The sequence below is a fragment of the Paenibacillus sp. FSL K6-1217 genome (assembly GCF_045040735.1).
Taxonomy (GTDB): domain Bacteria; phylum Bacillota; class Bacilli; order Paenibacillales; family Paenibacillaceae; genus Paenibacillus_AQ.
The window spans coordinates 3,058,077-3,083,251 of sequence record NZ_CP150271.1 but is presented as its reverse complement, the minus strand read 5'-3'; the positions used below and the strand labels follow the sequence as shown (position 1 = coordinate 3,083,251).

Sequence of the window (25,175 nt, the reverse complement as noted above, 5' to 3'; positions counted from 1 at the left end):
CCAAGGCCATCAAGCCTTCTCACATAGAGTACATTAAATACAGGGAGGTTGTACAAGAATGGGGATCAAAAAAGCATCAGGCATGTTGTTGACACTCCTCTTACTGTTTACACTGGCCGCCTGCGGTGGCGGGAATAATGCGGCTAACAATGGGGCTAAGACGACGAATGACAATGGAAAGCAAGACAGCTCGGCGCCGGACACCTCCAAGTTCGTAAAGGTCAGTTATGTGGTCCTGGGCGATAAGCCGAAGAATGGGCAATTCGAAAAGGTGCTGGCCAAGGTCAATGAAATTATGAAGGAGAAAATCAATGCCGAGCTGGAATGGAAATGGGTCGAGTGGGCCGATTGGCAGACCAAATATAACCTGCTGCTGGCCTCTGGGGAGGCGGTTGATCTGATCACCATCGGCACGGATTGGCTGGATACCTGGGCCAATGCGCAGCGGGGAGCCTTCATGAATCTGGATGAGCTGCTGCCGAGGTATGCACCGGAAACCTGGAAATCCGTCCCGGAGGAGGATTGGAACGAGAGCCGTTACAACGGCAAAATTGTGCTGATTCCTGAGAACGATTACACGCAATGGGTCAATCATGGATTCTTCTACCGCGGCGACTGGGCGAAGGAAGCCGGGCTGAGCGAACCGATCAAGAATTGGGAAGAAATCGGCCAGTATCTGCAATATATCAAAGACAACAAGCCGGATGTTATTCCATGGGATATGGCTTCCGGTGCGGTGACGTGGGGCGGCTATATTCAGTCCTACACGGATAACCTGGACCTCCCGATCTCTACAGGCTACATGCCAGTATTTACAGCGCAATCGAACGATGAGAAATATACCGTAGCTGAGCCCATCTTCAGCGATCTCTTCCTGAATTATGCCAAGCTGATGAAAGAATGGGCCGATAAAGGATTCTGGCGCGAGGATGCGCTCAATAACAAAAATGACAACCGTATAGCTCTCAAAGCCGGGTTATCCGGTCTGGACCAGCATCACACCCAAACCTTCTCCACGCTGCGTGTAGAGATGGACAAAGCAGAGCCAGGCTCCGAGCTGCAGATGTTCCCGTTCAACCGGACCGGCGGGAAGAATCTGATGGAGCTGTCGATTACACACGGCGGTACCTCCCTGGGTGCCCACAGCAAGAATCCGGAGCGGGCGCTGATGGCGTATGATTTGATCCGCAACAACGAGGAAATCTATCATCTGATCAACTATGGTATCGAAGGCGTGCAATATGAGATCAAGGATGGAAAAAGAACGCTGCCAGCCAACTACAACGAAGCTTCTGACAGCTTCTATGCCGATTTCTGGGGTGGCCGGATGGATAAATTCGAAATCCCAAGCGAAACGGTGTGGAGTGAAATCGGCACCCTCTATGACGAATACGACAAAATCAAAATTCCGTATCCTTACGGTCAGTTTGTCTTCGACAAAACTCCTGTAGAAAGTGAACTGACTGCGATCTCGCAGGTGGCCGGGGAGCTTGGGCCGGCTATCAACTTCGGGAAGGTAAGTGATCCTGCCAAAGCAGTGGAGGAGTTCAGAGCCAAAATTAAGACTGCCGGATATGATAAAGTCAAGGCTGAATTGCAGAAGCAGCTGGATGCATTCAAGCAAAAAATGGAAGCTGCGAAATAAACGGCTATATAAATTGAACTGAAAAATTTAAGTTAAAGGAAAATCTTAAGACCGGATAAAGGAGAAGCGAATGAACGAGTCCAGAAGTAAGGTATGGCTTAATGCGGAGTGGTGTTTCCATCGCGGGGATATATCTGAGGCATGGTACAAGGGATATGACGATAAAGATTGGCGTGAAGTCACACTTCCGCATGACTGGGCAGTCGAGGCTGATTTCTCCAGAGATTATTCCAGCGGCAGCGGTTATCTGCCCGGCGGAACCGGCTGGTACCGCAAGCATATTGTGTTGCCGGACCGGCTGGAGGGGAAACGTGCGTACCTTACCTTTGAGGGCGTCTACAACCATTCACAGGTCTGGGTAAACAGCTATTATTTAGGCAAACGTCCTTATGGTTATAGCACGTTCACTTATGAAGTCACGGATCTGCTGGCGTATGGCGGAGCCGGGAATACCATTGCGGTAAAGGTGAACCATGCCGAGACAGCAGACTCCCGCTGGTATACCGGTTCAGGGATCTACCGCGATGTATATCTGACCTTTACGCATGACATTCATGTTGCAGAGTACGGTGTTTTTGCCTCGGCAGCTGACATTGGCCGGGAATGGGCGGAGCTGCAGGTAGAGACCCAAATTATGAACGAAACAGGAGAACCGGCTGAGATCTGTGTACGTCATACTCTTTTGGATGAGGAGGGCATGGATTCAGGAACCTCATTTGAGCTACTGCCGGCGGCGGGCGCTGCGGAATGCAGTCAACAGGTCATTCAAGTGAAGGAACCGAAGCTCTGGTCGCCGGAAGCCCCCAACATGTACACACTTCTTACAGAAATTATCTGGAAGGGTGCAACGGTTGATGAGGTCCGTACTCCCGTCGGCCTCCGGAGTATTCATTTCGATCCGGCAGAGGGGTTCAAGCTGAATGGAGAGGCTCTTAAGATCAAGGGAGTCTGTGTGCATCATGACGCCGGTTGCCTCGGCGCTGCCGTTCCTGGGGATGTCTGGGTCCGGCGGCTGCGCTACCTTAAGGAAATGGGCTGCAATGCCATCCGTATGAGCCATAACCCGCCAGCTCCAGTTCTCCTGGATTTATGCGATCAAATGGGATTTATGGTGATGGACGAAGCCTTTGATGAATGGGAGGGTGTCAAGAACAAGTGGTCTACCGGACATAATGTATATCCTCCCAAGCACTTCGGATATTATGAGGATTTCCCGGAATGGGGCATTACGGATATTCAGGAGATGGTGCAGCGCGACCGAAACCATCCTTCTATTATTCTGTGGAGTATTGGCAATGAGGTAGACTATCCTAATGATCCTTACTGTCACCCTTCCTTTCAGACAATGACCGGCAACAATGATGCCAACAAGCCTGCTGCAGAACGTGTATATGATCCGAACAAGCCGAATGCTGAACGTCTTGCGGTCATAGCTGGTAAGCTGGTGCAGGCTGTGAAGGCCTGTGACAAGACACGGCCAGTAACGGCAGCGCTGGCTTATCCTGAACTAGCCAATCTAATCGGTTATTCCGATACGCTCGATGTGGTCGGCTATAATTACAGGGAATCTTTATACCAACAGGATCGGAGCTCTTACCCGGATCGTGTGCTCTACGGCAGCGAGAATTCTCCGGGACTGCAGGAGTGGCTGGCGGTCCGCGATAACACCGATATCTGCGCACAGTTTATATGGACTGGAATCGACTATCTGGGAGAAGCGCATGGCTGGCCGATACGGGCCTCACAGGCAGGGTTCATGGACCTTGCCGGCTTCCCGAAACCAAGTTATTACTATCGCCAGAGCCTGTGGAGCGATACACCGATGGCTTATCTCGCGGTCCGCAGGGCAGGTGAACCGGGAATGTCAGACACCGGTGGCCGGTCAGGCGGCGGGCCAAGCTGGAACTGGGAGCCGGGCGAGCGGTTGATCGTTGACGGGTATACCAATCTGGCGGCTGCGGAGCTGTACCTTAATGGTAAGCTGCTGGGGGGAGGACGTCCTGATGAGAGCGGGGAGCTGCTGCTGAGCTGGGAAGTGAATTTTGAACCGGGAACGCTGCTTTTAACGGGGACAGACGAACAGGGCCGAACGGTCAAACGGGAGCTGCACACGGCGGCGGCACCGGAGCAGCTAAGGCTGACAGCCGATACCCTGCAGCTGCGGGCCAACCTTCGGGATATCGTTCATGTGGAGCTCGACATTGTGGATTCGGCGGGCATTGAGGTCTATGGCGCGGATGTTCCTGTCACGGTGACCGTAGAGGGAGCAGGTGAATTGCTGGGATTAGAGAATGGAAATGTGCAGGATCTGGAGCCTTACCGTTCCCATACAAGAAGTACCCATCACGGCAAGCTGCTGGCCTATATCCGGGCCGGAGCCGTCTCCGGAACGATTAAGGTCACTGCGGTCACTCCAGGACTATCGCCGGCAGAGCTTGAAATAAGTTCTTTATGAGTTTGACCGTATAAGTCTAACAACACTACTATATAAAATGACTGCTGCCCATTCCGGCACAGTCATTTTTATTTTCACCCAACCCCTATAATCTGACAGGTTATTCCTCTCTGGTGGAAATGATACTATGAATTGGGGCGTGCTTATAATTCATTCCAACAAGGAGACCACATGCTTACTTCAAGAAAATATACAGTATTCGATCTGATCGGGATTCCGCTTCGGGTGATTCCGGTGCAGACGGTGGCGGCGGTAGCGTATATGTTGGTGGATGCCCTGATGCCTGCTTATCAGACGCTGGTGATGGCTTATTTCATTAATACGGCGACCGATATTGTGAATGGCCGGGCGGAGTATTCGTTCATCTATAGGCCGCTTGCGCTGATTATGGGTTATGTGATCGTCACTCATCTGCTTCCCAGCCTGATGCAGCTCATAGAGCTGACGGGGCGCAATCGGCTGAATGTGCGGCTGAAGCGGGAGATGGTGCTGAAGCAGGCGCGGCTTGCGTACCAGCATATTGAGAATAAGGAGACCTCGGAGTTAATCCATAGGGTGTGCGGAGATCCGGTGGGTCATTTCATGGGCGGATTCAACAATATGATGAGTGGACTGAATCTGCTGATCGGGACCGCTTCGCTGCTTGTGATTGTGATGTCGTCCACGTTCATTACGGGGATTGTGATTGTGCTGGTTGCGGTGCCTTTGTTCTATATTGCCATGAAGACGGGCAAGGCGAATTATGTGCTGGGGATGGATGCGCAGCGGATACGGAGGAGGAGTGCGGATATAGCCAATATTTTGACCAGCCGGGATGATGCGGAGGAGCGCACTTTATTCGGGTATAGTCCGGCGCTCAGGGATCGGTACGGCAAGCTGTATGATCAGACGTACGCGGTGGAGAAGAAGATACAGATACGAAGCTTCATTCATCTGAAAAGCGGCTCGATCATCGCCCTGCTGATCGGCATCATTATAGTGGCCTTGCTGCTGCCTGCGCTGCACTTGGGCGAGCTAACGATTGGCCTCTACATTTCGCTGGTGGCCGCGATCTTCAGCCTCGTGCAGAGGATGTCCTGGCAGTTAGCCGAGACGATGCAGGAGCATGCGCGGATGAAGGAGTATCTGAAGGATTTCTCAGCTTTTGCCGGACTCAGTGAGAAGAAGGATGCCGCTGCTCTGCCTGTGGAGTTGGGCGGATTCGTCTTTCAATCGCTGGAATTCAGGCAGGTGAGCTTCCGCTACCCGGGTACGGAGAGATACATATTGAATCAATGCTCGTTCATGATGGTTAGCGGGAAGAGCTATGCCATTGTCGGGGAGAACGGGGCCGGTAAGTCCACCCTGATCAAACTGCTTACCGGGATGTACGATAATTATGAGGGCGAAATCTTCATTAATAATAGGAACCTGCGGGAGTACAGCTACCCGGAGCTGAAAAGCATCATCGCAGTGGTTTTCCAGAATTACGCCAGGTACTCGCTGACGATCCAGGAGAATGTCCGGCTGGGGAATATCCTGAAGCTGGATGAAGAGCGAATCCGTCAGAGCATAAGCAAGATGAATCTGGATGGGATGGTCCAGGGTCTGGAAGCGGGTCTCGATACATATGCCGGCAAAATCCAAGAGAACAGCCTGGACCTCTCCGGCGGACAGTGGCAACGGTTGGCGATAGCCAGACTGTTGTACTCCAGCTCAGCTATCCATATTATGGACGAGCCTACGGCTGCCCTGGACCCCATCGAAGAGAGCCGGCTATATGAAATGTTCAGCAGCATCCGCGCAGACCGGTTCACCATATACATCACCCATAGGCTGGGCGCTGCGAGAATCTCGGATGAGATCCTGGTGGTGCGTAGCGGGCGGATTGCGGAGCAGGGCTCCCATGAGCAATTGCTGGAAATCCCGGATGGGATATACGGGAAGATGTTCGCCAGCCAGAAGTCGTGGTATGAAGCAGAGAGTATGGTGCAGCATGGATAGAATACAGGGGAAGGGATTCCTGAGCAACGGGGTCAGATGTCTGCGGCTTTTATTCCAGGTGAATCCCGGGATGTCTTATACGTACATCGGCATTGCCTTGCTGCAGGCGGTCTCCTGGGTGCTTCAGGTGTTATTTATGCAGAGGTTTCTGGATGCGGCTGCTGCTTATGCTACAGATCGAATAGACTTCAAAATGATTCTCTTTTCCTTGGGCATTCTGGCGCTTGTGTATCTGTTCTATCATGTCATGGATGGACTAGGGAACTGTTATGAGGAGATTTACGGACTAAGCGTAGGTAAACACCTGAACCTGTTGATTTTTAAGAGAGTAGATTCGTTACAGGTCTCTGAATTCGAGGACACGAAGCGGCTGGATTATATCCACAAGGCTGTGAACGGGAGCGGCAAGCTGATCTGGATCGGGACGACCTTACTGGACATTCTGTTCTACTATACGACTTATTTCGTGTTCATCGGGTGGTATCTGTTCACGCTCAAGCCAGTGCTTGCGCTAAGTATTGTCGTCGTATTCGTTCCGGTGATGCTCTCTCAATTGGTGCTGATGTCAGCATTCAAGAATCTGGAGGCGGCATCTGCCCCGATCCGGCGGGAGAATGACTACTACGAACAGTGCTTGACGGACAAGGCGTATCTCTCAGAGACCCGGTTGCTGGGGGCAACTGCGTTTTTCGAGAATCTGTATACCTCTTCACTGCAACGGTTGAACGCTACTGTACTTCAGGCGCAGGTACGCAAGCATCTCGTTCAGCTCATTCTGAATATAGTGACGGTTATGGGCTACGGCCTGATCGTGTATATGCTGTTTGTGTCTGTGATGCAGCAGGAGATTTCTATTGGGGCTTTTGCGGCGGTGCTGGCTTCGATTGGCAGTCTATACCGGTTCATGAACAAGCTGATCACCGAGAGAATTGCCTGGGCTACAGAGAATATCGGCTCTACTGAGAATTTTCTGGATTTCATCGACGAGCCTGTTCAGAGAACTAATGATATGCCAAGACCCGCAGACAGTGATATTGAGCTAAAAGCTGTCCGCTTCCGTTATCCGCTGGCGACCCGAAATGCGGTGGAGGAGATCAACCTGATCATTCCGAATAAGCAGACGCTGGCGATTGTAGGCGAGAATGGAAGTGGGAAGACCACACTGTGCCGCATCATTATGGGGATATACCCGCCTACGGCAGGGGGAGTGTGGTACGGTAAGGTCAGGGCTTCGCAAACTGGCTATGAGCGAACGTCGGCTGTTTTTCAACACTATCGCAAGTATAATGAGACCATCCGGGAAAATGTGCGGATCAGTCAATATTCCAAACCAGCAGATGATGCCGCAGTAGTAGCGGTGTGTGAGGAGGCCGGGGTGCTTTTATCCGGTGAAGGGGTTAAGGAAGGGCTGGATACGATGCTGGGACGCGAGTTCGGCGGCACGGATCTATCCGGCGGTCAGTGGCAGCGTGTAGCGATTGCGCGCGGACTGTTCCGGGACAGCGATTGTATGATCTTGGATGAGCCTACGGCGGCCATCGATCCCCTGGAGGAGACCCGTCTGTACAACGACTTCGCCGCCCTGTGCCGGGACAAAACCGCTATCCTCGTCTCCCACCGATTAGGATCTGTGAAGCTCGCGGATCGAATTATCGTGATGAAGGACGGACGGATCGTACAGGATGGCACGCATGAGCAGCTAATGAGCACGGCGGGCGAGTACCGGACGATGTATGAGGCGCAGCGGAAGTGGTATGTGTAGGGGGGCAGGGATTCTTCTCTCTCATATAATCATCTCTGCAAGATGAGAGTCTGTGAGTACGATAGAATGATAGGTATAATCCTTAAAAGTGATCCCATCCAACTGTGCTCCTGAGAAGTCCGTTGCATCTAAAGAGTTGCCGATGAATACCGCATGGGTGAGGATACAATTAGTGAAAAAACATGTCTTCAGGTTGCAATCAATAAATTGTGTTGACTCCAAGTTGGAGCCTGAAAAGTCAATGGAGAATAGACACTCCGTAAATGTAAGGGAGGATAAATCCCACCCTTTAAGCGAAGCATCCTCCAGGCATATCCTGTGGAAAACCTTCAGTCCCTGTTGGAGCATTTCAATAAACTGCATTTCAGTAATATCCTGATCCAATTTCTTACCTCCACCAGTTGTGTTTGTTTGTAAATAGAATATCATACCTAGCCCAGCCCAGGAGGATTCGAATAGAAGAAAATGATATAATTCTAAATACAAGAATGAGATAGATTGAACTTGAAACTATTCGGATAGGGAAGAGTGACGCAGGAGAATTTTGGAGCTGGAGGAGCGGTAGTGTCCGCCTTTGTCTCCGGATTTCTACTACTAATATAGTTCAAATTAAGAAATCTGGGGACAACAGCGGCCGGAAGGCCAAACATTCACTGGAGTCACGGCTCTCCCGGAACGGACATCCTGAAGTTGAATCTATTTGCCATACACCAAAGTCACAACAACAAGGAGAAAACCATGACTATTCAAGTAGTGAACGGCGATCTATTAGAAGCCAGTGAAGATATTTTAGGACATCAGGTGAACTGTCAGGGGGTGATGGGGTCGGGGGTTGCGAAGATCCTGCGGGACCGTTATCCGAGCTTATATCCTGAGTATAAAAAATACTGTGACCAGCACACGCCTGACGGGCTGCTTGGGCATTGCCAGCTGGTGCAGACGGGAGCGAAGTATACGGCGAATCTGTTCGGCCAGCTTAACTATAGAAGGAGCAAAACCCGGTATACCGATTATGATGCGCTGGAGCAAGCATTAACTGCACTGAAGACCGAAGCGCAGGCCAAGGGGCTGTCTGTCGCCCTCCCATACAACATTGGCTGCGGGCTGGCGAACGGGGAGTGGAATGTGGTGGAGCGGATGATCGGGAAGGTTTTTGAAGATTATGCAGTGACGTTGTATAAAATCTAAACTATAACTACTATACGAGCTTTGAAGCAGTCCGTCTTAGGGAGGGCTGTTTTTTTATGGATTTTCATTGAGAATTGCTATAATATAGAATTATATTATGAAATCGAGTTTCAACAGATGAAACTATGGAGGAGGAACTTATATGACATACAATTATTATGGTCTGGATCATGTCCAATTGGCCGCACCGGAAGGCTGTGAAGCTGAGGCGCGGAGATTCTTCAATGGCTTATTAGGCTGGACAGAGGTTCCCAAACCTGAACTGCTGCAAAAGCGTGGCGGGGTTTGGTTCCAATGCGGCACGCATCAAGTACATATTGGAGTTCAACAAGATTTTGTTCCCGCTGCCAAAGCTCATCCGGCAATTCACGTACAGCACTTGGAGGAGTTGCGTGAATATCTGCTGCAGAACAATATTCAAGTCACGGATGACGAAGCAAGGGCGGATGAAGGCGTCAGGCGCTTCTATGTTAACGATCCTTTTGGGAATCGTCTTGAGTTTCTGGAATGGCTTTGATCTGATTTGAATTGTCAATAAAAATGGAGAGCCAGACTGCTTACAAGCGGTCTGGCTTTATTTTGTGTTCTCTGTACTGGCTGGGCGTCAGCCCTGTCTGCTGCTTGAACTGGCGCATGAAGTGGATCTCGCTGGCGTAGCCGCTCATTTCGGCGATTTTTTTGACGGAGATGTCTGTGGTGGTGAGCAGATACTTCGCATGTTCGATCCGGCTGGCAATGACGTCGGCCATCGGGCTTACGCCGAAGAAGTCTTTATACAGGTGCTGGAAGCAGGAGCGGCTCATGGTCAGCTCATGGGACAATCCATCTATTGTCCAGTTGAGGAAGGGCTGGTTGTAGATTTTGGTGCGGATAATGGACATCTTGTTGTAATGCGTGTTGCCGACTTCCTTCTGGGCCGAATGAATCCGGTTGCTGAGCTTAATGAAAAATAGGCGCAGATAACATTCGATGGTCTCGTCCTTATGCGGGTTCGCGGAATACACCTCATAGCACAAATGGTTAATGATGATCGACAGCTCGTTCAGGTCGCCAATCGGGACCACTTCATCTCTGGGGATCGCCAGCCGGTCCAGCAGCGCTTCATCCCCCGGCTTGTCCAGCCGGAAATGGAACCAGTCATTAGTGAACTGCGGTCCGTGCGCCCGGTAGAGCTGGGGGGTGTGCTCGCTATACAGAATGAAGGAGTCCGGCCCCGTTACCCGGCTCTCTCCCTCCAAAGTGAAGATGGCCGGGGTCTTCAGCAGCAGCAGCATATAGTCTCCCGACCCTTGGGGCCGGTTAATGATGAAGTCCGCGTCATGGCTATGGTTGTAGCCGATATTGTGTATGTTCATATGAACCTCCTGCGCAGCAGATAGGTCTATTGTAGAAGCTAAGGGTGTCATTTGTAAATGAAGATTGCACAATAAGTTAGTACTTACGCACGATGTGTAATTGTCCAGGGTCCAGCGTTTATCTATGCTTAAGACAGGTAGCAGTAAGAGCTTACAATGAAGGCTGAGGCCAGAGAGGATGATTGTGATGAAAGAATGGACGGGTTATACCAGAGGGGTGAATCTTGGAGGCTGGCTGTCCCAGTGTCCGTATCAGCATTCCCATTATGAGAGCTTCATTACGGAGAAGGATATCGAGACGATTGCCTCCTGGGGTCTGGACCATGTCCGGCTTCCTGTGGATTATGAAGTGATAGAGGATACGGGGAATGCTGAGACTTACGCCGGGTTCAAGCATATCGACAATTGCATCCGCTGGTGTGCTGCCCATGGGCTGAATCTCATTATTGATCTGCATAAAACGCCCGGGTTCTCCTTCAACAGTGTGGCCGAGAATGCCCTGTTCGATGATCCCGCGCTCCAGAAGCGGTTCCTGAATCTGTGGAAGGCGATTGCCAGCCGGTATGCCAGTTACAAGGACACTGTGGCTTTTGAATTGTTGAATGAGATTGTGGAGAAGGACAGCAGCCGCTGGAATGCGCTGGCCCACCGGACAATTGCCGAGATCCGAAAGCACGCGCCGGAGACCAAAATCGTTATCGGCGGCATCCAGTGGAACAGCGTGCATACGCTCGTGCTGCTAGATCAGCCGTATGACGAGAATATCGTGTACACGTTCCATTTCTATGAGCCGTTCCTGTTCACACACCAGCGTGCGGCCTGGGTGGAGCAGATGCCTAAGAGCAGCATGGAGTATCCTGGTGACCTGGAGAACTACCGCAGCACTTCGGCGGCTATTGGGGCTTTCGGTTCCGGGCTTCATGCAGAAGGTATCCGCGAGATGGGGCCGGCGTACATGACCAGCCTGATTCAGAATGCTATCGATGTTGCAGCGGAGCGGAATGTGTATCTGTACTGCGGCGAGTATGGAGTCATTGAGCAAGCCCCGTCGCAGGGCGTGGTGAACTGGTACCGGGATGTGCATGGAGTGTTCGAGCAGTACAAGATCGGGCGGGCCGCATGGACGTATAAAAAGATGGACTTCGGCATCTCCGACCGCTACGACAGCAGCATAACGTCTGAGATTATTGCTTATTTGTAGGCGGGTTATTACTTTTTACGAAGCGAGGTCTTATAAATGAAACTACAAATCACAGATAAACCCGGGGCAGCGATATCCAAAGGGATGATCGGGCTGTTCTTCGAGGATATCAACTATGGTCTGGACGGCGGGCTGCATGCCGAGATGATTGAGAACCGTTCCTTTGAGTTCATGAAGGCACAGGGCGACAGGGGGAGCTACAGCGAGAGCCATGACGGCCTTTATGGCTGGAAAGCTTATCCCGCAGAGGCAAGCGGAGCCACACTGAAGATTGAGACGGTGCATCCGCAGAATGAGGTGAATCCCCATTACCTGGCGTTTACCGCCGGGGAGACGCAGCATGCTTTTACGAATAAGGCCTATGATGGCGTGTCTCTGAAGCCGGGGCTTACGTATGAGGTATCCTTCTATGTCAGAGCGGAGGGGTATGCAGGGGGCATTGAAGTTTCGGTTGAGACAAGTGGTACAGTTATGGCGCAGGCTGTCATCGCGACAGCAGTTGGGGAAGAGTGGACACGCTATACAGCGCAGCTTAGCAGCAATGAAGCTGTATCGTATGGGGATTTCGTCATCCGGTTGGATGCTCCGGGTACGGTCTGCTTCGATTTCGTCTCCATGATTCCCTCCGATGCGGTGCTGGGTCTGTTCCGGCGGGATCTGGTCGGGCTGCTGGAGGAGTTGAAACCCGGCTTCCTGCGGTTCCCGGGAGGATGCATTGTTGAGGGCTATAACCTGGAGAACCGTTACCAATGGAAGCGGAGTGTGGGAGCCGCCGAGCAGCGCAAGAATAACAGCAGCCGCTGGGCGCTGCACGGCAATAATGAGGAGAATCAGTACACGAGCGAGTATAGCCATTATAATCAGAGCTTGGGGATTGGGTTCTATGAGTATTTTCTGCTGTGTGAATATCTGGGCGCGCGGCCGATTCCGGTGCTGAATGTCGGGCTGGCCTGCCAATTCCAGTCTACCGAGCATGTGGGCGTACATGATGAGGATTTCCAGGAGTATATTCAGGATGCGCTGGACCTGCTGGAATTCGCCAACGGTCCAGTGGATTCACCTTGGGGCCGTCTGCGGAGTGATATGGGTCACCCGGAGCCGTTCGGCCTGGAGATGATCGGCATCGGCAATGAACAGTGGGAGACGGAACATGCGGACTTTTTCACCAGATATGACCTGTTCGAGCAGGCGATTCATGCAGAGTATCCGTCTGTGCAGCTAATCGGCTCCGCCGGGCCGGATGTCAGCTCAGATAACTACACCCGGGCGTGGGAATATTACCGCAAGCGTGCTGAGGGCAATCCGAACTTCGTCTACGCTGTCGATGAGCATTATTATGTGAAGCCGGAATGGCTGTGTGAGAATGTGCATTTCTATGATCAGTATCCGCGGGATATTAAAGTGTTCGCCGGGGAGTATGCGGGCCATTATGGCAACGGGATGAATATGCCGCATTTCAATAGCTGGGGCGCCGCGCTGGCTGAGGCTGCCTTCCTGACGGGGCTTGAGCGCAATGCCGACATCGTCGTGCTGGCCTCATACGCTCCATTGTTCGCCAGACTCGGCTACGCCCAGTGGTCGCCGGATATGATCTGGTTCGACGGCGAGAACAGTTACGGCACGCCGAGCTACTATGTGCAGAAACTGTACAGTACGCTGATGGGAACGAAGGTGCTGCAGACTGTACATGACAAGGAGGAGATTCCTTACACCGTCTCTTATGATGAAGAGCAGCAGGTTCTCTATGTGAAGCTGGTGAACACTCTGGACCGTACAGTTCAGGTGGAACTGGAGACGGCGCTGAGCTTGAACGGACGCGGGGTGGCCTATGTCATGCAGGGCCAGGAGACGGAAGTGAACTCGATTGAGGCTCCGAGCAATATCGCTCCAGCCAGTGTGCCGCTTGAGACGGCAATCCGGATGGTTTATACACTGGAGCCGAAGTCGTTCCATGTGCTGCGGATGGAGTGCGGGGCGGAGTAAGGTGATGTAAGGTAATAGGGGCGAAAGTAATGCTCGAAAGATCAAATATAAGGAATATGGGGGAGACGGGAGGTTGCCGTCTCCCTTTCTTTTACCAGGAGTCAGTTTAATTGTATTCCGTACAGCTAAAAGTAGTCTAAAACCCGGATAAGCTGAGTTAACTGCATTCTGTACAATTAAAATAAGGCGAAAGCAGACTTTTAGATGATTTACTTATAAATAGATGTACCAAATGCAATTAAACCGCCGATAGAGCCTGAATTGTTCATTTTAGTTGTACGAATTACAGTTAACCTTCAGCCAACGCGCATTGGAAGTTTGACACCACCAACCTCGCGGTATAAAATAAACTTAAATGATAGAAAAATATATCATTATAATAACTAAAGTATCATTATATCAAAAAAACTATCACTCATCCTACAGCAGAGGCAGGCAGTTATTCATGAAAACCAGTGTCAAAGATAACAAACGGAAGGCCATTCTGGATGCGTCGACGGAGCTGCTGGCGCTCAAGCAGACGGCTACGCTGCAAGAGATAGCGGATCACGCAGGGATCGGCATTGCGACGCTGCACCGCTATTTCTCCACCCGGGAGTTGCTGCTGGATGCGCTGGCGCTGAATGCGATCGGGCTGGTGGAAGAAGCGCTCGGGGGAGTTACCGCAGAGGAGTACGATATGCTCCCATTCCTGACGGAAGTGTTCGAGGTGCTGATTCCTTTGGGCGGCAAGGTGTCTTTTCTCAGCGGCGCCGCCTCCGTGGACGAGAATCCGCATATTGTAGCCGAGGAAGCACGGATCAAGCAGCCGCTGCGGGAAGCGGTGGAGGGCTGGCAGGCACGCGGTCTGCTGAATACCGGAATGTCCGCCCACTGGATCATAACGGTCATGTATAATCTGTTGTTCGTCGCCTGGCAGGAGATCCAGAAGGGGAATCTGGCGAAGAATGATGCTCCGAAGCTGCTGGTTCATACAGTCCTCCAAGGCTTCGGCGGTACAGGGCAAGGGGATGGCAGGTAACCGCGAAGAGGGCTCATTCACCAGGACGGGCAGAGCTTAAGTAGAACCATAAGGAGGATGCGGTATGTCAACGCTGCAAGTAGAGATTGTGAAACGCCTGAATGAAGAGCAGAAACGTGAGGTTGCCAGGCTGTATTATCAGGCTTTTACCTTGAAATTCAGTGGAATATGGATCTTCTCCCGTGAAGAGCAGGATATTGTGGAGGTACTGAGCCGCTGCCTGCGTTATGACAACGCCCTGTATGCATTGTATGAGGGAAGGGTTGTAGGCTTTGCCGGTATGGAGACAGGGGATGGCTTCTTCATGACACTGAGTTACCGCTCGCTCAGACAGACCTTCGGTGTTCTCGGCGGTGCTTGGCGTTACGCAGCCTATGGCTTCTACCGCCTGTTCAATGGGAATATTCCCTCAAATACAGTGCATATCGATCCGCTTGTAGTGTCCGCAGAAGCGAGAGGGCTCGGCATCGGGACCCGGCTGCTGGAGGCCGTCTTCGCGTGGTCCAGGGAGGCGGACCGCAGTAAGGTGCTGCTGGAGGTTGTCGATACCAATCCGCTGGCGAAGAAGCTGTATGAGCGGGTGGGCTTCCGAACCTTCAAGGTGCAGAATACCCGCTTGTTCTCTGCTCAGGCCGGCTTCCACAAAGTGCTGCATATGGAGAAAATGCTGAATTAGCCTGGCATTCGTTCCCGATCCGCAGGAGGATCGGGGATTTTTGTGTTTTATTGGGAGATGGGGAGATGGGGAGATGAGGATAAGAACAAGTTACGCAAGCCCAGGGCTGGATAAATCGCCCGGAAGGCTGTATATTAAGTTAGTAAACTTAATTAACTATATATAGAACGGAGTATGGATCGTGAAAATTCAAACGGCCGGAACTCCCAAAGTCATGCGCAATCTGAATGAATTTCTGATTCTGGACCGGATCATCGGCGGCGGACCGCAATCCAGAGCGGATGTTAGCCGCTACACTGGCTTAAGCAAACCAACGGTCTCCTCGGCCATTGCTCATCTTATAGAACGCGGACTGGTCAGAGAGTCAGGCAGAGCGGAGAACACTCAAGGCCGCAAAGCGACTCTGGTGGAATTCAACCCGAAATGCTTCTATACCCTGGGCGCTGAGGTGGGGGGGAGCAGCCTGCGGATCGCGCTCGCTGATATGAGCGGAGAGGTCTGCCATTATCAGCAGCTGCCGTTGCCGGAGGGAGGGCTGACAGAGACGGCGTGTCAAGACTTCCTGGTTCAGAGCATAGAGGGACTGCTCGCCGAATCCGGGATATCCTGGGAGAAACTGGGGAGCGCGGCCTTCGGGATTCCGGGCGTGGTGGACCCGGCAGACGGCAGCGTGTCTGACCTGGTTGCCCCGCTTACCGGGTGTGAAGGGGCGCTCGCAAGGGCTAAGCTGGCGCAGCTGTTCCCCGTGCCGGTCGTGACGGAGAATGATGTCAACCTTGCGGCTCTGGCGGAGTACGCCTCTTCCGGGATGGCGGCAAGCGGCGCTCTGCTGTACTTCTCCATCGGTGAAGGGACCGGGGGCGGCCTCATTATCCACGGGGAGATCTACCGGGGGCTTGGCGGAGGTGCAGGCGAGCTAGCCAATCTGATGCTGAGCGCAGGCAGGCTGGAGGATGTACTGTCTACAGACGGATTGAGGCAGCTGGCCCATCGGATGGCAAAAGAACACACAGACGCGGGTGATACAGCGCATCTGCTGTCCATACCTGGAGGATCGGTGGAGCAGATATGGAATGAAGTGCGCAGAGGCGAGCCACTCGCCCTGGCGGTCATCGACGCGTATTGCAGTCTGCTGGCAGAGGCGCTGAGCAATATTTGCACAGTGCTGGCTCCAGATGCTGTTGTACTTGGAGGTAGGCTGGGCAGCCATGGAGATGTACTGCTGGAGAGGCTGGAAGCCAGAATGGGCGGACTGCACCTTCACCGGAAGCCCCGGCTGGCTGCTTCCAGCCACGGGGATAAGGATGTGGTTCTTGGAGCGGTGCAGGTGGCGGTCCAGTCGGCTTTTCGTGAGCTGCGGGCATAACGGGCACAGGCTTATATTTTACAGAATGACGGGGGAATCTTAGATGACTATGTTAACTGCCGGAATTGATGTGGGCGGAACCAAGACGCTGCTATGTCTGACAGATGAAGAAGGAACGGTGCTTGAACAGCATAAGGTGGAGACGCAGCTCAGCCGGGAGCCGGAGGTGTTCTTCCGCTGGTTATTCGCTGAACTGGAGCAGTTCTGCAAGCGTAACGGCTCTGCGCTCGCTTCTCTGAAGGGAGTGGGTATCGGGTTCCCGGGGGTCATGAATGAGCGCACCGGAACATTGACCAGCGCACCGGCGCTCAATTGGCCTGCAGCCACGGATATCCGTCCGGTAATTGCAGCTTTTTATCCCGGACTGGTCGTGCTGGACAACGATGTGAATATGGCGGCAATGGGCGAGTATGCGGCGGGATCGGCTGCCGGGTCTGAGCATTTCATTATGATCACAGTCGGTACGGGGGTAGGCAGCGCCTTGTTCCTGAACGGCCAGCTCTACCGGGGAGCCAGCTTCGCTGCGGGTGAGATCGGCTATCTCATCGTGGAGCCGGGAGCGGTTAACGCTGCTGCTGATCCGGAGTACAGTGAGTTCGGCCCTTTTGAGATGGAGGTATCCGGCACGGGAATCGGGGCGAAGGCGGCTGCGAGGCTGCACGGGAACAGCCGCAGTTCGTTGATCAGGGAGCTGGCGCAGGGCGATACGGTCCGGGCGGAGCATGTATTTGCTGCGGCGCAGCAGCAGGATCAGACAGCGCTTGAGCTGCTGGATCACGCTTATGAACAGATGGCGGTAGCGGTCAAAAATATAGCGATTACGCTGGATCTGGAGCTGGTCATTCTGGGCGGCGGTGTCGTGGAGAAGAACCCGGGCTATGTGCAGGAGGTTGCGGCGCGGGTCAGCCGGTATACTCCTGAGCAATCCTTAGCCATCCGGCAGGCGGTGCTCGGCAATCAGGCGGGAGCGATAGGCGCTGCGGCGGCGGCAAGAAGCAGGCTAATGGCAGGGAACGGACAGCCTTCTATCAGGGGATGACCACCGGAACATTGGGATTATGATTCTGGTTGACCTGAGGGGATACAGATGTTCCTTCCTTAAAAAATACAGCAGCATGGAGGTAACACGCAATGAATATATCATTTAACACGCCCGCCACTTATTGGGTGGAGGCGCTTCCAGTCGGGAACGGACGGCTGGGGGCCATGATTTTTGGTGGCATTGAGAAGGAACGCCTGGCGCTGAATGAGGACACGCTGTGGTCCGGGTACAAGACAGACTGGAACAATCCGGGAGCCCGCGAGGTTCTGCCCAAAGTAAGGGCGCTGATTGCGGAAGGCAGGAATGAGGAAGCGGATGAGCTATGCAAAAAAATGATGGGCCCCTACGCCCAGTCCTACCTGCCGTTCGGGGATCTGCTGCTAACGATGGAGCACGGGCAGACCATAGACGGGGAGTACAGCCGGAATCTGGATCTGTCTACGGGAATTGGCACCGTCTCTTATGTGATCGGCGGTGTCCGGTATACCCGGGAGGTCTTTGCCTCTCACCCGGATCAGGCGATCATTGTCCGCTTAACGGCCAGCGAGGAGCACCGGCTCAGCTTCCGGGCGAAGCTGGACAGTCCGCTCCGTTACCGTTCCGAAGCAGACGGGGAGCATTACACGATTACCGGACATGCTCCCGAATATGTGGCGCCGAATTATTATGAGGTCGATCAGCCAGTCCGTTACGGCGGGGAGTCCCTCCGGAGTCTGAAGTTCCACGGGCGTCTGGCTGCGGTCCAGACTGGAGGCTGTCTGGAGGCTCATGCTGACGGCATCCAGGTTACCGGGGCTACGGAGGCTGTGCTGTATTTCAGTGCGGCCACCTCCTTCGATGCGCAGTCCGGCACAGTGAAGGCGGATTTCGATGTGCGGCAGCAGACCGCGCAAGCGGTGCAGCGCATCATCGGTGAGCCTTACGCCGGGCTGCTGGCCCGTCATGTAGACGACCACCGTAAGCTGTTTGACCGGGTCGAGCTGCATCTGGGAGAGAGCCTGGCCCCTGAGGGCATGCCGACAGACCAGAGAATTGCCGCCTATGGCAGCAATGATCCGGGTCTGGTTGAGCTTCTGTTCCATTATGGCCGGTATCTGCTGATTGCCAGCTCCCGTCCCGGTACGCAGCCTGCGAACCTTCAGGGTATCTGGAACCAGGACACCCGTGCGCCGTGGAGCAGCAATTACACGCTGAATATCAATGCGGAAATGAATTATTGGCCGGCGGAGGTCTGCAATCTCTCCGAGCTGCACCTGCCGCTGATTGACTATACCCGGCGGCTGGCGGCTGGCGGCAGCGAGACGGCCCGGATTAACTATGGCGCACGAGGCTGGGTAGCCCATCATAATGCAGATCTCTGGGCGCAGACAGCGCCCGTTGGCGGTTACGGCGACGGAGATCCGGTCTGGGCATCCTGGGCGATGGGCGGGGTATGGCTCACCCAGCATCTGTGGGAGCATTATGCCTTCAGCGGCGATCTGTCCTACCTGCGGGAGACCGCGTATCCGGTGATGAAGGAATCGGCCATGTTCTGCTTGGACTGGCTGATCGAGAATCCGGACGGGTACCTGATTACCTCACCATCCACTTCTCCTGAGCACAAAATCGTAGACGGCGACAAGAAGTATGCCGTCAGCGAAGCGGCAACCATGGATCTGTCACTGATCGCGGAGCTGTTCACGAATTGCAGCCTTGCCGCTGGATTACTGGGGTTGGACGGCGAATTCGCGGCTGAGTTGGAGGCCGCCCGCGCGCGGCTGTTGCCCTTGCAGATTGGTGTGGGAGGCCGGCTTCAGGAGTGGTCGGCGGATATGGAGGATGAGGATGTGCATCACCGCCATGTCTCCCACCTGGTCGGGGTCTACCCCGGAAGATCGATTACGGAGAAGCTGGTTCCCGAACTGTACGAAGCAGCCAGAACCTCGCTTGAGATTCGCGGGGACGGCGGAACCGGGTGGAGCTTGGGCTGGAAAATCGGACTATGGGCCAGATTCAGGCAGGGGGACCGCGCCAAGCAGCTGATCACTAACCTGCTGACGCTGGTTCAGCCGGAGGCTGTTAACAATGAACGCGGCGGTGTCTATCCGAATCTGTTCGACGCGCATCCGCCGTTCCAGATTGACGGGAATTTTGCCGCTACGGCCGGAATTGCCGAGATGCTGCTGCAATCGCATCAGGGATATCTGGAGTTCCTGCCCGCCTTGCCTTCAAGCTGGAGCGAGGGAAGGGTGAAGGGACTGCGGGCCCGCGGCGGCTATGAAGTGAACCTGACCTGGACCGCCGGGAAGCTTGGGCAAGCGGAGGTTACCGCTCATTATGGGGGAGTCTGCACTATCCTGGCAGACCGCCCATTAGAGGTGGAGATCGGGGAAATGCGGCAGCGTATGGAGCCTGGATCAGACGGACTGGTGCGTGTTGAGATGCAGGCTGGGGAACGTGTCGTTGTCCGGTTTGCAGAGAAGGCGGAGTAAATAACAGAGCAAGTAAGATAGAGTAATTCTAAACAGTACAATTTGCAGCACACTTCAGGTGGATGGGGTGTGCTGCTTTTTGTGTTGGGTGGGGACTCGGCCGGATTCCAACGGGGCACAGATCAAACGATAAATGAGGCGCGCTGGCCAAATGTAATCGAAAAACCGAATACAATTGGAGCAGCGTGCTGGCGCAAGGGGGAGGGAGCCGGGGGTGACTATGGCGGGATTTTCTCCGCTCTTATTATCAATTTGTTATCTATCCTACCAAATTGTTATTTGTAAACGTTTTCCAGAGGGCTATAATTCAAACTGGAAGCGCTTTATAATGATGAATTCTAGGAGGGTACAGATGCTTCAACGTAAACGAATGATGAGTTTAGGGCTGGCGCTGGTCGTCCTGGCTGCTTCGGTGCTGCCCATGCGGACACCGGTCTATGCTGCGGCTGAAAGAGGTCCGGCAGTTGTTCTCGCTTCGGACTATGAAGACGGAACTGTGCAGGGCTGGACCAAGAAAGGTGACGAGCAGCTTACAGTCACGAACGAGGTCTATCACAGCGGCTCTTACAGCTTGTATGTGGATGGACGAACCAAGGATTGGGAAGGCCCCAATCAGGTGCTGACGGATCACATGGCTCCGAATACAGCTTACACCGTGGGAGCCTGGGTGAAATCGCCGTCGAAGGTCAAATTCACGGTGCATGCCAAAACCGGCGAATCCGAGGAGTGGAAACCTGTAGCCGAATATAGCGGAGCGCAGTGGGCGGAGGAGTGGACTTATCTGGAAGGAACTTTTATTACAGGCGATAAGGTAGGGTTCACCGAAATCTATGCAGAAGCCGCAGCAGGAACGGCATTCTACGTGGATGATGTTAAGATCACCGCCGCAGCGGCTGAAATCCCGGAGGGGGAGGAAGGGCTGCGTACGGATTTTGAAGACGGAACGCTTCAGGGCTGGAAGAACCGGATTGGCCCGGAATCGCTGTCGGTGAGTCAGGATACCGCCAACACCGGGACGCACAGTATGCTTGTCGAAGGGAGAGAGCGCAGCTTCTACGGGCCAAGTCTGAGTGTGAAGGAGCATCTGCGTCCGGGCAAGAGCTACCAGTTCTCGCTGTATGTCCGCCTGAAGGAGAAGCCGGAGGCCGACACAAGCCTGCAGATGACGGTCTATAAGAAAGCCGGCTCCGAGAGCTGGAATGCGATTGATAAGGTCAGCATCAAGGCCGATCAGTGGGACCAGTGGCATCTGCTTAAGGGGAAGTTCCAGTACAGCGACCAGCCGTCGGACATGAACCTGTTTGTGGAGACTCCCTACATTACAGAGGAGACTGTGGATACCTTATCTTTTTATGTCGATGATGTGGTGATTGAGCTTGCACCTGAGATGAGCATTGAACAAGATATTCCCGCGCTAAAAGACATCTATGCGAACGACTTCGCCATTGGAGCCGCTGCGTATTCCTGGCAGATGGAAGGGGTCTACGGGGAGCTGCTGAAGAAGCATTTCAATAGTATCACAGCCACCTATGAAATGAAGCCCAAATTCCTTGCCCCTTCCGAGGGCACCTATGTGTTCGATGGGGCGGATCGATATGTGAACTTTGCCCAGGCGAACGGAATGGGGCTGCGGGGACATGCGCTGTTGTGGCACACCGATGCTGCGGAGTGGATGTTCACGGGTCCTGACGGGCAGCCGGCCAGCCGGGAGCTGCTGCTTGAGCGTCTGCAGAATTATATTGAGACCGTTATGCAGCGCTATAAGGGCAAAATCTATGCCTGGGATGTGGTGAACGAAGCGATTGCCGACAATGGCGGCGGCCCGGATGGCATGAGAATAACGCCTTGGTATACCCTGATCGGTCCGGACTATATCGAGAAGGCGTTTGAATTCGCGCGTGCGGCCGACCCGGAAGCGAAGCTCTATTACAATGACTATTACACTGAGGTTCCCGAAAAGCGTGAGCATATCTACCAGCTGCTGAAGAAGCTGAAGGCGAAGAACCTGATTGACGGCGTGGGCCTCCAGTCTCATCACGGGCTGTTCTCTCCATCGATCCCGGAGATTGAAAAGACGATTCAGCAATTCTCCCAGCTTGATCTGGACATTCAAATCACTGAGCTGGACGTAGATTCGGGCATCAGTCCTTCTTCTCCGCTTCCGGCGGATATCGCTGCGCGGCAGGGCAAACGCTATAATGATCTGTTTGAGCTCTACAAGAAGTACAAGGACACGATCTCCTCGGTCTCTATCTGGGGCGTGCAGGATGAGAAAAGCTACAATAACCATGCCATGTTATTCGATGAGCAGCTGAAGGCGAAGCCCGCTTACTGGGGGGCGGTTGACCCCTCCAAGCTGCCGGCCATTCACAATGTAGCCGTGGCTCTCGAAGGTACACCTCAGGCAGGCGAAGCCGGGAAAGCCCTGTGGAGCAAAACAGCAGGGATTCCGCTGGAACAGGGCAGTACAGTAGCTGCCAAGGTTCATATGCTGTGGGATACCGATAACCTGTATGTGAAGGTAGACGTTACCGATCCGAGTGTGGATGGGGAAGACAAGGTTGAGATTTTCCTGGATGAGAACAATGGGAAGACCCCGGCCTATGAGCCGGATGACCGCAAGATCAGCCTGCGGCGTTCAGGCTCCGGCACAGAGGGAGTCAGCCTCACCAGCACAGAACGCGAGGGCGGTTATCTCCTTGAAGTCCAAATTCCGCTCTTAACTGTCAAGGGTAGCGCAGGCCAGGAGCTGGGTCTGGATATCCGTGTGAGCGATGCCGGTGTTCCGGGTGCTGTTCCTGCCTACTGGAATGACAGAAGCCGGTCCCAGGATACGGACACCAGCCATTACGGGGTCCTCCGGCTCTCTGCCATGCCTAATTCAGCGGAATCGCTGAAGGGTCAGGTGAAGATTGACGGCCAGATAGATGCGCAGTGGGAGAAGACGAAGCCTTTTCAGGTAAAAATGTCTGCTGCTCCTTACAGCACCACCGCAGAAGCCAGATCGATGTGGACGGAGGACAGCCTCTATCTGATCGTAGATGTGAAGGATGCACTGCTGAAGGCGGATGCCCTGAATCCATGGGATCAGGACTCCGTGGAGATCTTCATCGATGAGAATTTCAGCAGAACTCCTTATTATGAGGGGGATGACGGGCAATACCGGATCAATATCCATAATGCGGCTTCCTTCGGAGGAGGAGCCTCGGAGGGCAGATTGACCAGCGCGGTGGTCCATACAGACACCGGGTATCGCGTGGAAGCCCAGATTAAGTTCGGCATGATCAAGGGGGCGGCGGGCAGCGCCATCGGGCTTGATCTCCAGATCAATGATGATCAAGGCGGCGGCACACGCAGTACGAGCAAATGGAATGACCGGGGGGAGAACACGTGGCGGGATACCTCCAATTTCGGGATTTTGACATTTGTGGCGCCTGAGGTGGCACCGCAGCCCCCAACAGATGGCAGTTCTTCTTCTCCATCGTCAGCTTATGTACCACCATCCAAGGGGCCTGCTGCGGCAGTAACCTTCACGGATGGCAAGCTTACCGTTCAGCTTTCCCCGGATCAGGCTGGAATCCTGAATGTGAATTTCTCGCCGGATGAAGTAAGTCAGGCTGTGCTTCAGTCACTGGACAGCGGCATCCTGAAGATTGCCGTCAAGCCTGCTTCTGGTGCCGAAGAGCTGCGGCTTAAGCTTCCGCTCCAGAGCTTGGCGGCACAGCCGAAGATTCAGGAGATTCGAATAGAGAGCGGCTTCGGTGCGGTTCTGAGCCTGAATACGCAGCTGCTGAAATTGCAGGATGCACAGCCCGGAGATGTGCTTCAGCTTCAGGTGAAGCGGGTGAAGCAGGACGGATGGCCGGCAGCGGTGAAGACCCGCTTGGATGGAGCGGCTGTGCTGGACTTCTCGCTCACTATCCAAGGAGCGAAGACCACGGAGATTGAGGCAACTGCGCTTACCCTGCTGTTGCCTTATGAACTTAAGACAGGCGGGCGGGCGCATCAGCTTGCGGTGTACCAGGTGCTGGAGAATGGACAGCTTGCGGTGGTGAAGAACCGTCAATATGATCCTGCTACAGGTTATGTCTCCTTCAAGACCAAGGCGCTTGGACAATATGCGGCTGCGACCATTAAGCTGCCGGATCAGAAGCACAGCAAGTGGGCTGCCGGGAGCGTTGAAGCTCTGGCTGCAAGCGGAATCCTTCCTCTCGGGGCAGAGGCTTTCTATGAGAAGGGGGTATTAATGAACCGGGCGGAATTTGCCCGGCTGCTGGTCGATGCCTTTGACCTTCAGGCTGCGGCCGCCGCTCCAGGCTTCAAGGATGTCAGCACGGATTCCCCCTATGCCGAGGCGATCAACATTGCTAGAACTTTAGGCATTGTAAAAGGCAGAGCAGACGGCCTGTACAGTCCTAACGATACACTCAGCCGTCAGGAAATGGCGGTCATGCTGAACCGGCTTGTCCAGCTAGAGCAGATCAATTTGAAGGCCGATCCAGCAGCAGTTCCAGAATTCAAAGATCTGAACCTGTTGACACAGGAGGCAACCATCGCTATTGAGAAGCTACAGGCTGACGGAGTCATCCAAGGCGCACAAAACGGCTACTTCATGCCTAAGGCCCAGATGACCAAGGAGCAGGCTGCTGTAGTGGTATACCGGATAATCGGCCTCAATCAGTAGATTAATATCCGCGAGTCTATAGCATTGATTCGAGCAGCGGTTCCCCCGATAAGGAGGGGGGCCGCTGCTTTTTGTGATGTCTACTTTAGGGGACTGTTTTGTCTGCATTGCCCACGAAGTCCGGCTTCTACGCCAGGAAATAGTAGGATTCTGGGCACTTGTTCGCGCGCGGAATAGACCTAGCGGGACAACAGTTGGAAAAAAGGCACTTGTTACACCGGGGCCAGAACAAAAAGAAGAAATCCGCAAAAATAAATATCATAAATCCACCTAATTTTCTTAAAAGCTCCAAAACGGCTAAATTAAGATACGTTTTTCCAACTAATTCTGTAGTAGGCTGTGC

At 53.6% G+C, this 25,175-nt stretch carries 16 protein-coding genes; 14 read left to right on the top strand and 2 right to left on the bottom strand.

The features are described 5' to 3' along the window. The first annotated feature begins 58 nt into the window (after positions 1-58). From MHH28_RS13560 to MHH28_RS13545, 4 genes are all read left to right on the top strand, one after another. Positions 59-1,645 carry a DUF3502 domain-containing protein gene (locus MHH28_RS13560; RefSeq protein WP_405115712.1) on the top strand — a complete coding sequence of 529 codons (1,587 nt, stop codon included), beginning with the start codon at positions 59-61 and terminating at the stop codon, positions 1,643-1,645. Between the two features lie 70 nt (positions 1,646-1,715). After that, positions 1,716-4,100, top strand: a complete 2,385-nt coding sequence (locus MHH28_RS13555; protein WP_405115710.1) for a glycoside hydrolase family 2 TIM barrel-domain containing protein — start codon at positions 1,716-1,718, stop codon at positions 4,098-4,100. Positions 4,101-4,271: 171 nt separating this feature from the next. Further along, complete coding sequence (locus MHH28_RS13550; RefSeq protein WP_405115708.1) at positions 4,272-6,083, top strand: ABC transporter ATP-binding protein; 1,812 nt, start codon at positions 4,272-4,274, stop codon at positions 6,081-6,083. A 70-nt stretch (positions 6,084-6,153) separates the two neighbouring features. Then, positions 6,154-7,845 (top strand): ABC transporter ATP-binding protein, encoded by a 1,692-nt coding sequence (locus MHH28_RS13545; protein ID WP_405115706.1) that lies wholly within the window; start codon positions 6,154-6,156, stop codon positions 7,843-7,845. Positions 7,846-7,866: 21 nt separating this feature from the next. On the opposite strand, the gene MHH28_RS13540 is transcribed toward MHH28_RS13545, so the two are convergent. Then, complete coding sequence (locus MHH28_RS13540; protein WP_405115704.1) at positions 7,867-8,229, bottom strand: pentapeptide repeat-containing protein; 363 nt, start codon at positions 8,227-8,229, stop codon at positions 7,867-7,869. A 354-nt stretch (positions 8,230-8,583) separates the two neighbouring features. Between MHH28_RS13540 and MHH28_RS13535 the strand changes: the two genes are divergently transcribed. Together MHH28_RS13535 and MHH28_RS13530 are read left to right on the top strand one after the other, a co-directional pair. Continuing rightward, the gene (locus MHH28_RS13535; protein WP_405115702.1) at positions 8,584-9,033 is read left to right on the top strand and encodes a macro domain-containing protein; all 450 of its coding nucleotides are present in this window, start codon (positions 8,584-8,586) and stop codon (positions 9,031-9,033) included. A 142-nt stretch (positions 9,034-9,175) separates the two neighbouring features. Beyond that, the gene (locus MHH28_RS13530; RefSeq protein ID WP_405115700.1) at positions 9,176-9,550 is read left to right on the top strand and encodes a VOC family protein; all 375 of its coding nucleotides are present in this window, start codon (positions 9,176-9,178) and stop codon (positions 9,548-9,550) included. A gap of 40 nt (positions 9,551-9,590) precedes the next feature. On the opposite strand, the gene MHH28_RS13525 is transcribed toward MHH28_RS13530, so the two are convergent. Further along, positions 9,591-10,388, bottom strand: coding sequence for a helix-turn-helix transcriptional regulator (locus MHH28_RS13525; protein WP_405115699.1), 798 nt, complete (start codon positions 10,386-10,388; stop codon positions 9,591-9,593). Positions 10,389-10,575: 187 nt separating this feature from the next. Between MHH28_RS13525 and MHH28_RS13520 the strand changes: the two genes are divergently transcribed. From MHH28_RS13520 to MHH28_RS13485, 8 genes are all read left to right on the top strand, one after another. Beyond that, positions 10,576-11,589, top strand: coding sequence for a glycoside hydrolase family 5 protein (locus MHH28_RS13520; protein WP_405115697.1), 1,014 nt, complete (start codon positions 10,576-10,578; stop codon positions 11,587-11,589). Positions 11,590-11,625: 36 nt separating this feature from the next. Beyond that, positions 11,626-13,572, top strand: a complete 1,947-nt coding sequence (locus MHH28_RS13515; protein WP_405115695.1) for an alpha-L-arabinofuranosidase C-terminal domain-containing protein — start codon at positions 11,626-11,628, stop codon at positions 13,570-13,572. A 445-nt stretch (positions 13,573-14,017) separates the two neighbouring features. After that, a complete protein-coding gene (locus MHH28_RS13510) occupies positions 14,018-14,593 on the top strand; it encodes a TetR/AcrR family transcriptional regulator (RefSeq protein ID WP_405115693.1) in 576 nt (191 codons plus the stop codon). A gap of 64 nt (positions 14,594-14,657) precedes the next feature. Beyond that, positions 14,658-15,269, top strand: a complete 612-nt coding sequence (locus tag MHH28_RS13505) for a GNAT family N-acetyltransferase (RefSeq protein ID WP_405115691.1) — start codon at positions 14,658-14,660, stop codon at positions 15,267-15,269. 181 nt (positions 15,270-15,450) lie between these two features. Next, positions 15,451-16,635 carry an ROK family transcriptional regulator gene (locus MHH28_RS13500; RefSeq protein WP_405115689.1) on the top strand — a complete coding sequence of 395 codons (1,185 nt, stop codon included), beginning with the start codon at positions 15,451-15,453 and terminating at the stop codon, positions 16,633-16,635. 43 nt (positions 16,636-16,678) lie between these two features. Continuing rightward, positions 16,679-17,674 carry an ROK family protein gene (locus tag MHH28_RS13495; RefSeq protein WP_405115687.1) on the top strand — a complete coding sequence of 332 codons (996 nt, stop codon included), beginning with the start codon at positions 16,679-16,681 and terminating at the stop codon, positions 17,672-17,674. A gap of 92 nt (positions 17,675-17,766) precedes the next feature. After that, positions 17,767-20,148, top strand: coding sequence for a glycosyl hydrolase family 95 catalytic domain-containing protein (locus MHH28_RS13490; protein WP_405115685.1), 2,382 nt, complete (start codon positions 17,767-17,769; stop codon positions 20,146-20,148). A gap of 352 nt (positions 20,149-20,500) precedes the next feature. Continuing rightward, positions 20,501-24,832: an endo-1,4-beta-xylanase gene (locus MHH28_RS13485; protein WP_405115683.1), complete on the top strand. Its 4,332-nt coding sequence runs from the start codon at positions 20,501-20,503 to the stop codon at positions 24,830-24,832. The last annotated feature ends 343 nt before the right edge of the window (positions 24,833-25,175 follow it).